This is a genomic window from Streptomyces sp. Ag109_O5-1, assembly GCF_003814875.1.
GTDB classification, from domain to species: domain Bacteria; phylum Actinomycetota; class Actinomycetes; order Streptomycetales; family Streptomycetaceae; genus Streptomyces; species Streptomyces sasae.
Map to the genome: position 1 here is coordinate 8,232,530 of NZ_RKQF01000001.1, position 12,624 is coordinate 8,245,153.

Here is a 12,624-nt window from a genome sequence, read left to right on the forward strand (position 1 = left end):
AGTGTTTGCCGCCGTCTTGAGGCGCGGGCCGGTGGGGGCTGGCCGCGCAGTTCCCCGCGCCCCCTACGGGGCGCGTTTCAGCCGGCCAGAGCTGCCAGGTGCACCGCCCTCGCCAATCGGTCGTTCTCCGGCGCCGCTCCGCCCGGAAACGCGAACCTCCGTCGGGTGTAGCCGTACGCCAGGCCGCTCCTCGGGTCCGCGAACGCCTGTGAGCCCGCCGCGCCGCTGTGGCCGATCGTGCCCGCGCCCAGGAACGGGTGTGCGATGTCCGCCGTCGCCTGGAAGCCCAGGCCGAACGATTTGTGGATCCTGGCCACCAGGTCGTAGCCCACCGAGTGGAACTGGCCGAACTCCGCCACGGTGTCCTCCTTCAGCAGCGGGGCCTTGCCGTCGATCTCGCTGAGCAGCGCCGCGTACATCCCGGCCAGGCCGCGCGCCGACGCCACCCCGCCGAACGACGCCGGGCCCTTGGCGCGGACCAGCGGGTCGTTGGGCAGCGACGCCAGGACGGTCGGCTCGGCCGTGTGCGTGTTGAAGGCGATCGAGGCGAGCGTGTGCGGGCCGGACGGCACGGCGTCGAGGAGCGCCTGCTCCTCGGGCGTCGGGAGCATCGGCAGGGTGGCGCGGAAGCGCGGCTCGTGCACCGCCGGCAGGCCCAGGAAGAAGTCCAGGCCGTACGGCGCCCGGACCCGCTCCTCGTACACGTCCTGCAGCGTACGGCCGGTCGCGCGCCGGACCACCTCGCCGGTGAGCGCGCCGATGACGAGAGCGTGGTACCCGAAGGCCGTGCCCGGGCGCCAGAACGGCCGCTGGTCGGCGAGACGTTCGGCCATCGCCCGGTCGTCCGCCAGTTCCTGCGCGCTGAACCCGGTGTCGGTGCCGACCAGACCCGCCCGGTGCGCGATCAGCTCTCGCAGGGTCAGGGCGCCCTTGCCCTCGGCGGCGAACTCCGGCCAGTAGTAGGTGACTTTACGGTCCAGCTCCAGCGTGCCGTCCTGCACCAGCATCGCCACGACCAGGTGTGCCGCCCCCTTGGTGGACGAGAACACACCGTAGAGGGACTCCCCGTCCGCGCCCTCGCCCGCCCACAGGTCGACGACCCGCCGGCCGCGGACGTACGCGCACAACTGCCCCTCGTAGTCGGCCGGTTCGCCGGCGACGAAGGCGGCGAACTCCTCGCGCACCGCTTCGAAGCCCTCCGCGACCGTGCCCTGGACGGTGATCTCCTGCGTCATCCGCTCTCCTCAACCGAGCCGCCGCGAGCAGCTCCCACTGTGAACAACGCCCTACCCACCTGGGCGAACTCCCCCTTCGGGTGATCCCGGAAGAGGGGCTCGGTGCCGAACAGCACGGCCCGCGGGCCGCTCACCACCGAGGCCTGTCCCGCCGCCGCGCCCGGCCCACCCGAGCCGTCGGACAGCGCCCGCCAGTGTCCCGACACCAGCGGGTTCCCGGGCGCGTAGGTCTGCTCCACGCGTACTCCGGGCCCGAGGTCGGTGAACCACACCGGCGCATACACGAAACCGTAGTCGGGGGCACCGGCCGTGACCGGTCCCGAATTCACAACCCGCACCACGCCGTTGGCGTCCGCGCTACCCTGCACGGCCCGCACGGGGAGCCGTCCCAGCGCCGCTCCGGCCGTACCGCGGCCGACCAGGCCGTGAGCGGAGAGGAAGCCGTCGAGGGCGGCCCGGGCGGTCGCGGTCAACGCCGTACGGTCCAGTCCGGCGGACACGAACAGCGCATCCGTCCGCGACCAGTCGAAGCCCGCGTTCAGGATCTCCGTCGAGACCGGTGTGACGGCGAAGCCCATCTCCCGCAGCGCGAACAGCTCACCCGGGGTGACGGCGGCGGCGATGCGCAGGGGGCGGCGGAGGGCGGGTCCCGAGGCTGCGTCCGTCGCCTCGAAGGCCACGTCGTAGGTACGGGCCGCCTGTGCCGCCCGCGGCCGTGCCGAGGCCGGGAGGACCGCGGCGGCTCCCGTCAGGTGTGCCGGTACGCCCTGTGCCAGAAGGGAGTTGAGAGCCGCGAGCGCTCTCGGGTCGTCCAGGCGCAGGCGCAGGTCACCGCGCGTAGCTACGGACCCGACGGCCGCCGCCGCGCGCACCCGCCGGACCGGCAGCCCGGACAGGGACCCCGTGCGCACCGCCTCCACCCGGGCGCCCCACAGCCGTCCCGGACTCCAGCCCGAGATGTCGTACATCACCGAGACCTTGTCGCTGATGTCCCGGCCGTCGGCGAGCAGTGCGTCGGCCAGCCCCCGCTCGGGCTGGTGCATGTCGACGACGTACGAGCCCTTCGGGTACGACCGCCCGCCGAGCCGGAAGGCGGTGCCCGCGCGGCTCACCCGGACGCCGTTGGCGAGGAGGTGGTCCACCAGCCGGGCGGTGGCGGTGCCGGTCGGGCCGGCCGGGAGGACGTAGGCGCGCGGGAACGTGGTCGTGTACACGTCCTTCGGGCCGATGCCCGGCACCCCGGGGACGGTCTGCGCCGACACCGGCACCTGTGCGGCCCCTGCCGCGCCCCGCCGGAACACCTCGATCTGGTCGGCGAGGAGGGAAGCGCGGTGCTGCTGCGCGTAGGCGAGCGCCGCGTTGATGGCGGCGCCGGCGACGGCCACGTTGATCGCGGAACGGCGGCGGAGTTCCGTGACCGGGAGGGTGTCGTACGCCGTGTCGTTCACCGTCATGGGGATCTCGACGGTGTGGGCGGCGACCGTGCCGTGGAAGGCCGCGTACTGCGGGGTGAAGACCGGCGGCCAGTCGTCCCAGCCCTCGCGCTGGTCCCGGAACGGGATCTGGACGGGCTGCACACCGTCCTTCGCCGGGGTGTAGCCGAGGCCGTTGACGGCGGACTCCATGCCGAGGGCGTCGGCGTAGGTGTGCTTGAGGAACAGGTCGTACTCGTAGTTCTCGCCGTGCGGCGGGGTGGCCGGTTCGATCAGCGTGCCGTTGACGTAACCGTGCAGGTCCAGCATGACGGCCGGCTGCTTGTCGATCTCGATCTGCCGCATCGCCCGGACCTCGGGCTGGGAGGCGGTGACGAAGTCCCGGTTGAGGTCGAAGCCATTGGCGTTGGCACGGGTGCCGGCGATACGGCCGTCCGGGTTGGCGGTGATGTCGAAGTACAGGCGGCTGTGGGCCAGCAACTCGCGGGTCCTGGTGTCGTTCGCGGTGGCGAGCTGCTCGATGAGCTTCAGGGAGGCGTCGGTGCCCTCCCACTCGTCGCCGTGGATGTTGGCGTTGAAGAAGACGGGGGTCTTGTAGGCGGCCTTCAGCGAAACGTCCTCGGCGGCCCGCGTCGGCGCGTTCTCGATCTGGTCGCGCATCCGTTCCTGCGCCCGGGTCTGCGCGGGCGTCTCCGGGGCGGTGACCGTGACCAGAAACAGCCGGTGCCCGCCGGCCGAGCGGCCCGCGATCTCGACGCTCACCCGGTCGCCGAGCCGCTGCAGCGCGTTCAGCTTCGGCGCGATGCCGTGGTACGGGGTCAGGCCCAGCCTGATCGACCGGTCGGCGGGGTCCACCGGGTCGGGGGCCAGGACCTGCTGCCGGGGGTAGCCGCGGCCGGCGTCCGCGAGGTCGGGGACCGGGGCGGCGAGCGCGGTGCGGGCGGCGGCGGCCGGGGTCCGGGCCGCCCCGGTGTCACGGCCGTGGCCCTCCCGGACGACCGGGGCGGGCTCGGCACCGGCGGCCGTGCCGGTGACCAGGGCGGTGAGGGCGAGGGCGGCGAACAGAACGGGTCTCGGGGGAACGACTGTCGCGGTGGGGCGCACGCGTACCTCCTCTGCTGGTTCCTGAGATCGGTACGGCGAGATGTACCTGTTCGACTCAACAGGCACGACGAGGTCTTGGTGTCACCGTTGCCCCGGATGGCCGACGCCCCCCTCGTACATACGCCCACTCAGCCCCCTCCCCGACCCCCGGTAAAGTTTTCGCCATGCGTGATCTCGGGGCGGGTTTCGGATATCTCCTCAAGGGCCAGCGATGGGTCGGCCGGCACGGCAGGCAGTACGGCTTCGGTCTGCTGCCCGGCCTGATAACTCTCGTCCTCTACGCCGCGGCCCTGGTCTCCCTGGCGATATGGGGAGCGGACTTCGTCGCCTGGGCCACCCCGTTCGCCGACGACTGGTCCAGCCCCTGGCCCGGCCTCTTCCGCGGCTTCCTGACCGCCGTGCTGTTCGCCCTCGGCCTCCTCGGCGCCGTCCTCACCTTCACCGCCGTGACCCTGCTGGTCGGCCAGCCGTTCTACGAGAACCTCTCCGAGAAGGTCGACGCCGACGTCTCGCCCGACGGCACCGCGCCCCGGTCCGGGCTGCCGTTCTGGCGCGAGCTGTGGATCTCGGCCCGCGACAGCCTGCGCATCCTGGTCCGCGCCGGGCTCTGGGGCGTGCTGCTCTTCGCCGTGGGCTTCCTGCCGTTCGTCGGCCAGACCGTCGTACCGGTCGTCGGCTTCTTCGTGACCGGCTTCTTCCTCACCGAGGAACTCGCCGCCGTCGCCCTTCAGCGCCGGGGCGTCGACCTGCGCGCCCGGCTCGCCCTGCTGCGCTCCCGCAAGACCCTGGTGTGGGGCTTCGGCACCCCGCTGGGCCTGGCCTTCCTGGTGCCGTTCGTCGCGGTGTTCCTGATGCCGGGCGCGGTCGCGGGAGCCACCCTCCTCGCCCGCGACCTGCTGGGCGAGGAGACGGCGGCGGAGGACGAGCAGGACGCGGACCAGCCGGCTACTTCCTGAAGCTCACGTCCGCCGCGACGGTCACGATCGCCCGTACCTGGTCGATGATGTCCACCCGGTTCCTCACGAAGTCGGGGTCGGTCACCTCGGTGGTGTTCCCGGCGCCGAACTCCAGCACCGGAGTGTGCACATGCCCGCCCGGGAGCGTGTCGTGCAGCCCGAGCCGGTCCCGCAGCAGGGTCGCCCGGTAGGCGATCTCGTTGGAGAGGTAGTTCCCGCCGCCCCCGGCGCGCGCCGTCGATCCGGCGGTCGGCCCGTCGGCCCGTACGACGGGGTCGGTACCCCCCGCAGGGATCTCGGTCACCTCCGTGTGGTCGTACACCGGGAAACGCCCGGTCTTCGCCGCCACGATCGCCGCGTACGGGAGTGTCGTGGTCGTCCACTGCGGCTGTGAGGCCGGGTCGGTGACCGGGACGGTCTCGGTCCTGCTCAGGTTCTCGTTGTCCGGATAGCCGCCCCGCCAGGCCCCGTTGGTCCGCTCCACGTCGAACCGCCCGACCCGCCCCTGGCTCACGGTCGTGAACAGGTCCACCTTCGGCAGGTACGGCCGCAGTGTCCGCTCCACGGTCCCCTGCGCGAAGTCGTCCCACCGGACGGGGAAGACGGCCGTCTCGACCCGGGCCGGACCCTCCGCGGTCCGTATGACCGTCCCGTCCAGCGCGAGCGCGGTCGCCCCGGAGGGATTGGAGATCCGGATGTCCCGGTCGAGCGTGAACGGATCGAACCCGGTGACGATGATGCGCCTCATGTGCCCGCCGGGGTAACGGATGTCCGTCTGCCCCCGCGAGGTACGCTCCAACGCGTCGAGCAGCCGCGTCCGTTGCTGCGCACTGAGCGCGAACCCCGGCTCCCAGGTGCGCACTTCCCGGGTCATCCCCAGCCGCGCCCAGTACAGCGGCCGGTCGTCGTCCCGGCTCAGGCCCACCCGTTGTCCGCCACCACCCTTACAAGGAAGCGCTTCGCGCCTTTTTGATTCGGCCGGCCCGCGCCCCTGCGCCCGGTCCACCGCCCGCCGCCACAGCGCCGAGCCCTCCCGTACGACGATCTGCCGGGCCTGCGCATAGGAGTGCGCACCCGTGAGTGCCTCGGCCAACTCCGGTGCCACGGCGTCGAATCCGGATCGCCGGAGAATCTCCTGCGGCACCGCCCGGTCCAGCCGCTGCTCCTCGACGGTGGGGGCGGGGACGGTCGTCGCCTGCGCCGCGGTGGGGGCCGACGTCCCCGCCAGCAGGGCGACTCCGAGGACACCGATCCGAACACGTAGGGAAGTCAAGGCAGTTGGCCCTCCGTCACAGTGGGGTGCGTGGTGCCGGACGGCCGCAGTATCGCCTGCCGGAACTGGTCTACGCCATGGCGCCCCCGGACGCCCCGTGCGGGACGCGGGCGGCCGCCTCGCGCAGTGCCCCGAGGAAGGACTCCGCGGCCGGGGCCAGGGACCGGCCGCGGGCCGTCGCCGCGTACACGGCCCGGGCCGGGGCGCCCTCGTCGAGCACCGGCAGCAGGGCGACGTCCCGGCGTACGGACTCGGCGGCCAGCGCCGGGACCAGGGTCACGCCGAGGCCCGCGGCGACGTATCCCAGCTTGGCGGTCCACTCGGCGACGACGTGGGTCACGCGCGGGCGGAAACCCTGGCGCAGGGCCGCGTCCAGGAGGGTGCCCTCGGGACGCGGGCTGCCGGAGATCCAGTCGGCGTCGGCGAGCCGGGCGAGCCGGACCGGGTCCGTGGAGCCGGCCAGGGGGTGGCCGGCGGGGACGGCGACGTACAGCGACTCGTCGAGGAGGTGGTGCAGGTCGTACGGCTCCAGCGGGGCGCCGCCCGTCGTCGAGACGACCGCGAGGTCGAGGTGGCCGGCGGCCAGCCGGTCCAGGAGACCGGGCGTGAGCCCCTCCTCGCGGGACAGCCGCACACCGGGGTGCCGGGCGCGGAACGCGGCCAGGGCGTGCGGCACCAGCGCCGCCTCGGCGGTGGGGAACGCCCCGAACCGCAGCCGCCCGGCCGCCACCTCGCGCAGCGCGGTCAGCTCACGGGCGGCGCCGTGCAGTGCCTCGGTGACGGCCTCGGCGTGTGGGACGAGCACCCGCCCGGCCGCCGTGAGCCGTACCCCGCGCGGCAGCCGGTCGAAGAGCGGACCACCGCCCAGCGCCGCCTCCAGCGCGGCGATCTGCCGGGACACGGCCGACTGCGTCCACCCGAGCGTCCGCGCGGCCACCGTGAACGAACCGTGCCGCGCGACATCCAGGAACACGCGCAGCCAGACGGTGGAGACATCGGGGAGGGCGGGAGCGAGGGCGGGAGCCCCTTCGAGATGCGGTGTCAGCATGGCAGCCATGCTAGACATTCGCTTGTTGCATCGCTCGCCGGTGCTTAGCGTCGACGGCATGGAACGGATCGCTTTTCTCGGCCTCGGGCACATGGGCGCTCCCATGGCCCGTCGCCTGCTCGCCGCCGGACACCCGCTGACCGTCTGGAACCGCACCGCCGCCAAGGCGCAGCCGCTGGTCGCCGAGGGCGCCGTGCTCGCCGGGTCCCCGGCCGACGCCGTACGGGACGCCGACGTGGTCGTCACGATGCTCGCCGACCCGGCCGCGCTCGGCGCGGTCGCCGACGAGATCGTGCCCGTGCTGCGCACCGGCGCCCGCTGGGTCGAGATGTCGACGGTGGGCCCGGACCCGGTACGGGAACTCGCCGCCCGGCTCCGGGTCGGCGTCACCCTCGTCGACGCGCCCGTCATGGGGAGCACGGACCGGGCGGCGACCGGCGGGCTCGTCATCCTCGCGGGCGGCGACACGGCCGGCGTCGAGCACGTCCTGGCCCACCTCGGCACGGTCACCCGCACCGGTCCCCTCGGCAGCGCCGCCTCGCTCAAGCTCGTCATGAACGCGGCCGTCATCGGCGGGGTCGCCCTGGTCGCCGAGTCGCTGCGGCTCGCCGACGCGCTCGGCGTGGACGGCGACACCGCGCGCACCGCCCTCGCGAACAGCCCGGTCGGCGGCGCCGTCGCCCGTGCCTTTGCCGAGGACGTGCACTTCGGCACCGCGCTCGCCGCGAAGGATCTGGAGCTGGCGACGAAGACGGCGGAACTGCCCGCCCTGGAAGCCGCGCTGGAGCACTACCGGCGGGCCGCCGCCGACCCCGCCCTCACCCACGCGGACATCTCCCTGGCCGCCGCCCGCATCCGCGCCTCCTGACCTTCTGACCCTCTGCCCCTCTGACCTTCTGACCTCCTGAAGGAGCACCGTGCAGGTCACCCTGGACAACCCGGCCGGCGCACCCCAGCCGGCGAGCCCCTACTACTCCCAGGTCGCCCGCGTCGAACACGCCGACGGCAGCGCCCTGTTGTTCGTCTCCGGCCAGATCGCCGAGGGCACCACCCTCGCGGAACAGACCCGGGGCATCTTCGAGGGCCTCGACGCGCTGCTCCGCGCACACGGGGCGACGCCGGCCGACATCATCAACATCCGGACGTATCTGACCGACATCTCCCGGCTGGCCGAATACGGCGCCGTGCGCCGGGAGTACCTCACGGGCACACCACCGACGAGCATGACCTTCGAGGTGCCGCGGCTGTTCCGCGCCGAGGCCCGGATCGAGATCGAGGTGGTCGCGGCGGTGGCCGGCCGAGAGTCTTTGTGAAGGGTTCGTACGAAATCGCTGTGGGACGCCCGATCACCGTCCGTCCGCGCACAGCCACGACTAAGGTCGGGTGCGGGACACGTCCCCCCTGAGCAGCCCCGGTCCGAGACCTGACCCTTGGACCGGGGCTTGCGGCTTTTCGGTGCCTCAGTCCCGCACGCCGAAGCCGTACACCGTCTGCGAGCGGTAGACCGCGCCCGGCTCCAGCCGTGTGCTCGGGAACTCCGGCCGGTTGGGGGAGTCCGGGAAGTGCTGGGTCTCCAGGGCGATGCCGTCGCCGGGGGCGAACGGGGCGGTCAGGTGCTCGGCCGTGTAGAGCTGGACGCCGGGTTCGGTGGTGGCCACGGTGAGGGTCCGGCCGGAGCCCGGGTCGTGCAGCTCGGCGATCTCGACCGGCGTGTCCGTGACGCCCTTGTCGAGGACGAGGTTGTGGTCGTAGCCGGAGCCGGTCTTACGGGCCGTACGGAAGTCGAAACGGGTGCCGGAGACGTCCTCCACGACACCGGTCGGGATCAGGTCGCCGTCGACGGGGGTGTAGCGGGAGGCGGCGATCCGCAGCTCATGACCGTCCGCGTTGCCGGAGCCTGCGAGGTTGAAGTAGCTGTGGTTGGTGAGGTTCACCACGGTCGGCGCGTCGGTGACCGCCTCGTAGGAGATGCGCAGCGCGCCCAAGGAGTCCAAGGCGTAGGTCACGGCCACCTCCAGCCGCCCCGGGAAGCCCTCCTCCCCGTGCGGGCTCACCCTGGTGAGCCGCACCCCGTGCTCGACACCCGCCACGTCCCACACCCGCTTGTCGAAGCCCCGGGAGCCGCCGTGCAGGGAGTTGGGCGCGTTGTTCGGCTCCAGGGCGTAGGTCACACCGTCCAGCGGGAAGCGCGCCCGGGCGATCCGGTTGGCGTACCGGCCGACCAGGGCGCCGAGGAACGGGCCAGGGTTCTCCAGATAGCCGTCCAGGCTCGCGAACCCCAGCACCACGTCCGCCGTCCGCCCGTCCCGGTCCGGGACCTCGACCGACTGCACGATCCCGCCGTACGACAGGACCCGCACCCGAGTCCCCGCGCGCTCCAGCGTCCAGCGGTGCACCTCGGTGCCGTCGGAAAGTGTGCCGAAAAGTTCACTCATGTGGGAAACCCTAGGTCACGGCCCCCGGAATCCCTAGGTGACCGGGTCCTTCGCGGTGATGGTCCGATAGGCGATCGCCGCGAGCCTCGACTGGCCGTCGGTGCTCGGATGGAACCAGTCCCAATGGCTCAACTGATCCGTGCCGAAGCGGTACTCGTACACCGCCCCGCCGTCGAAGCGGCACCGCCGGTCCTTGGCGCAGACCGCCTTCAGCACCTTGTTGTAGTCCTCGACCCGCTGTTGCACCCGGTCCCGGCGCAGGGTCGCCGCGCTGGTCAGATCGTCCGCGTCGCCCAGCATCGACGGGCAGATGCCCAGCTTCCAGATCTGCTTGCCCAGCGGATTGGTCCGGCCCTCGGACCACAGCCGCTTCAGATTCGGCACGCTCGCCACGTACACCTGCGTCTTCGGCAGCGCCTTGCGCAGTGTGTCCATCGCGTCCTCGAACTGGGCGCGGAAGTCCGCCACCGAGGTCATCGCCCGCACCGACGAACGGCAGGCGTCGTTGGCCCCCGCCATCACCGTCACCAACTGCGGCCTGCGGACGGCCGCGTCGGCCATCTGCCCGGGCAGGTCGGCCATCCGGGCGCCGGTCTCCGCGTAGTTCCAGCTGTGGTCGGCCGCCTTCGCCCGCCCCAGCAGCCGTACCGCCAGGCTGTCCACCTGGTCGCTGGTGCCGGTCGCCCAGGACACCTCGGGGCAGTCCGAGAGCACCGTGCAGGCGTCGAAGCCGCGGGTGATGGAGTCGCCGACGGCCGCGATCGAGGCCGGGCTGCGGTTCCACACCTGTACGGCCCTGGAAGCCCGCGTCCGGCCGGCGTCGGGCCCGGACGGGGAACCGCCGATGACATCGCACCCGGCCACCCCCAGCACGGCGGTGACGGCGACGGCACCGACCAGGGCACGCGAACGCCGGCGTCGCTGCTTGCGCATACCCCGTCGGTCCTCTCCGTCGGTTCGATCGTCCCCCGTAATGACAACGCACGGGAGTTCCCACCCCGCGCACTGCAACGGACCACCCCGTACAAGCGTCCCCCTGGGTGAATGGCAGGGGTTTCCTGGCTGTGGGACCGACGGTACGTCACACTCCTTGCGCCGCCGCACGGTAGCCTCGCCATCAACGCGGCCGTCGTGCCACTGCCGCCAGCCAGCCAGCAAGATGTCCCGCTCTGCCCGGAGGTTCCGGTGACGACACGTGGAGTTCTGTACGTGCACTCCGCGCCGCGCGCGCTGTGCCCGCACGTCGAGTGGGCCGTCGCCGGGGTGCTCGGCACGCGCGTCAACCTCGACTGGATCCGGCAGCCGGCGGCACCCGGCACCTGGCGCTCCGAGTTCTCCTGGCAGGGCGAGGTCGGTACGGCCTCCAAGCTGGCGTCGGCCCTGCGCGGCTGGCATCTGCTCCGCTTCGAGGTCACCGCGGAACCCTGCGCGAAGGCCGAGGGCGAGCGCTACAGCTGCACCCCCGACCTCGGCATCTTCCACGCGGTCACCGGAATCCACGGCGACATCCTGATCCCGGAGGACCGTCTGAGGGCCGCCATGACCCGCTCACAGCGCGGCGAGACGGACCTGGAGGCCGAGATCGCCAAGCTCCTCGGCAAGCCCTGGGACGACGAACTGGAGCCGTTCCGCTACGCGGGCGAGGGCGCGCCGGTGAGGTGGCTCCACCAGGTGGTCTGACGCCGGATGCCGTCCGCGGCGCCGTCGTGGCTGATCGCGCAGTTCCCCGCGCTCCTGAAGGGGCGCGGGAAACTGCGCGACCAGCCCCCGCCGGGCCGTCGGCCGACAACGAAACGCGAAGTGGCCCGAACTCCGACAAGGAGTCCGGGCCACACGCCGCTCACGGCAAGGAACCTCAAACGGTCCTGAAAGCCAGCACCACGTTGTGCCCGCCGAAGCCGAACGAGTCGTTCAGCACGGCGATCTGTCCCTCGGGCAGCTGCCGGGCCTCGCCCCGCACCACGTCCGCGTTGACCTCGGGGTCGAGGTTGTCCAGGTTGATGGTCGGCGGAGCCGTCCGGTTCACCAGCGCCAGGATCGACGCGACGGTCTCGATACCACCGGCACCGCCCAGCAGGTGACCGGTCATCGACTTGGTCGCCGAGATGGCCATGTGGTCGACGTCGTCGCCGAACACCTTGCGCAGCGCCTTGATCTCGGCCACGTCACCCTGCGGCGTCGACGTCGCGTGCGCGTTGACGTGCACGATCTCGGCCGGCTTCAGATCCGTGTTGTCGAGCAGGTTCTGCAGCGCCTGCGCGATGCCGTTGCCCGAGGGCTCCGGCTGCGTGATGTGGTGCGCGTCGGCCGAGATGCCCTGGCCGACCGCCTCGACGTAGATCCGCGCCCCGCGCGCCTTCGCGTGCTCCTCGGACTCCAGGACGATCACGCCCGCGCCCTCACCGAGGACGAAGCCGTCACGGCCGGAGTCGTAGGGACGCGACGCGCCCTGGGGGTCGTCGTTGTTCTTGGACATCGCCATCATGTTGCCGAACGCGACGATGGGCAGCGGGTGGATCGCCGCCTCGGTGCCGCCGGCCACGACCACGTCCGCACGCCCGGTGCGGATCATCTCGATGGCGTACCCGATGGCCTCGGCGCCGGAGGCGCAGGCCGACACGGGGGTGTGCACACCGGCCCGCGCACCCAGCTCGATACCGACGTTGGCGGCCGGCGAGTTGGGCATCAGCATCGGCACGGTGTGCGGGGAGACACGGCGTACGCCCTTCTCCTTGAGCACGTCGTACTGGTCCAGCAGGGTCGTCACACCGCCGATGCCGGAGGCGATGACGGCGCCGACCCGGTCGGGGTTGGCGGACGCGTCCTCACCGGCCTTGGCGGTGAAGCCGGCGTCCTTCCAGGCCTCCTGAGCGGCGATCAGCGCGAACTGCGCGGACCGGTCCAGCTTGCGGGCCTGCGGGCGGGGGATGATCTCGCTCGGTTCGACGGCGATCTGCGCCGCGATACGGACGGGCAGCTCGGCCGCCCAGTCCTGCTCCAAGGGGCGGACGCCGGACTTACCGGCGAGCAGGGCCTCCCAGAACGAAGCTGCGTCGCCACCCAGCGGTGTGGTTGCGCCGATACCGGTGACGACCACGGTGCGATTGGTCGGGCTCATCGGGAATTCTTTCTCCAACGGA

The 12,624-nt window shown here is 72.3% G+C and carries 11 protein-coding genes; 4 read left to right on the forward strand and 7 right to left on the reverse strand.

Annotated features, from left to right (window positions below; translation table 11 throughout):
- Window positions 1–77: 77 nt before the first annotated feature.
- The gene (locus tag EDD90_RS37470) at window positions 78–1,235 is read right to left on the reverse strand and encodes a serine hydrolase domain-containing protein (RefSeq protein ID WP_123977408.1); all 1,158 of its coding nucleotides are present in this window, start codon (window positions 1,233–1,235) and stop codon (window positions 78–80) included.
- The gene (locus EDD90_RS37475; protein ID WP_123977410.1) at window positions 1,232–3,772 is read right to left on the reverse strand and encodes a M14 family zinc carboxypeptidase; all 2,541 of its coding nucleotides are present in this window, start codon (window positions 3,770–3,772) and stop codon (window positions 1,232–1,234) included. The genes EDD90_RS37470 and EDD90_RS37475 overlap by 4 nt, the downstream gene beginning before the upstream one ends.
- Before the next feature lie 164 nt (window positions 3,773–3,936).
- On the opposite strand from EDD90_RS37475, the gene EDD90_RS37480 reads away from it, so the two are divergent.
- Window positions 3,937–4,728, forward strand: coding sequence for an EI24 domain-containing protein (locus EDD90_RS37480; RefSeq protein WP_123977412.1), 792 nt, complete (start codon window positions 3,937–3,939; stop codon window positions 4,726–4,728).
- Here EDD90_RS37480 and EDD90_RS37485 read toward each other — a convergent pair.
- Window positions 4,718–6,001, reverse strand: a complete 1,284-nt coding sequence (locus EDD90_RS37485) for a pyroglutamyl peptidase (RefSeq protein WP_123977414.1) — start codon at window positions 5,999–6,001, stop codon at window positions 4,718–4,720. The two genes, EDD90_RS37480 and EDD90_RS37485, sit on opposite strands and share 11 nt — an antisense overlap.
- Before the next feature lie 70 nt (window positions 6,002–6,071).
- On the reverse strand, window positions 6,072–7,049 hold the full coding sequence (locus EDD90_RS37490; protein ID WP_123977416.1) for a LysR family transcriptional regulator: 978 nt from the start codon (window positions 7,047–7,049) through the stop codon (window positions 6,072–6,074).
- A 58-nt stretch (window positions 7,050–7,107) separates the two neighbouring features.
- Here EDD90_RS37490 and EDD90_RS37495 point away from each other — a divergent pair, with 58 nt between their 5' ends.
- Complete coding sequence (locus EDD90_RS37495; protein ID WP_123977418.1) at window positions 7,108–7,917, forward strand: NAD(P)-dependent oxidoreductase; 810 nt, start codon at window positions 7,108–7,110, stop codon at window positions 7,915–7,917.
- Window positions 7,918–7,966: 49 nt separating this feature from the next.
- Window positions 7,967–8,362: a RidA family protein gene (locus EDD90_RS37500; RefSeq protein ID WP_123977420.1), complete on the forward strand. Its 396-nt coding sequence runs from the start codon at window positions 7,967–7,969 to the stop codon at window positions 8,360–8,362.
- Window positions 8,363–8,509: 147 nt separating this feature from the next.
- Here EDD90_RS37500 and EDD90_RS37505 read toward each other — a convergent pair whose 3' ends face one another.
- Both EDD90_RS37505 and EDD90_RS37510 read right to left on the reverse strand, forming a co-directional pair.
- Complete coding sequence (locus EDD90_RS37505; protein ID WP_123977422.1) at window positions 8,510–9,484, reverse strand: aldose epimerase family protein; 975 nt, start codon at window positions 9,482–9,484, stop codon at window positions 8,510–8,512.
- 33 nt (window positions 9,485–9,517) lie between these two features.
- Entirely contained in the window at window positions 9,518–10,417 is a 900-nt protein-coding gene (locus tag EDD90_RS37510) for an SGNH/GDSL hydrolase family protein (RefSeq protein ID WP_123977424.1), read from the reverse strand.
- Window positions 10,418–10,669: 252 nt separating this feature from the next.
- Between EDD90_RS37510 and EDD90_RS37515 the strand changes: the two genes are divergently transcribed.
- Window positions 10,670–11,164, forward strand: a complete 495-nt coding sequence (locus tag EDD90_RS37515; protein ID WP_123977426.1) for a DUF3145 domain-containing protein — start codon at window positions 10,670–10,672, stop codon at window positions 11,162–11,164.
- A 175-nt stretch (window positions 11,165–11,339) separates the two neighbouring features.
- Here EDD90_RS37515 and fabF read toward each other — a convergent pair whose 3' ends face one another.
- On the reverse strand, window positions 11,340–12,602 hold the full coding sequence (fabF, locus tag EDD90_RS37520; RefSeq protein WP_123977428.1) for a beta-ketoacyl-ACP synthase II: 1,263 nt from the start codon (window positions 12,600–12,602) through the stop codon (window positions 11,340–11,342).
- Window positions 12,603–12,624 lie beyond the last annotated feature (22 nt).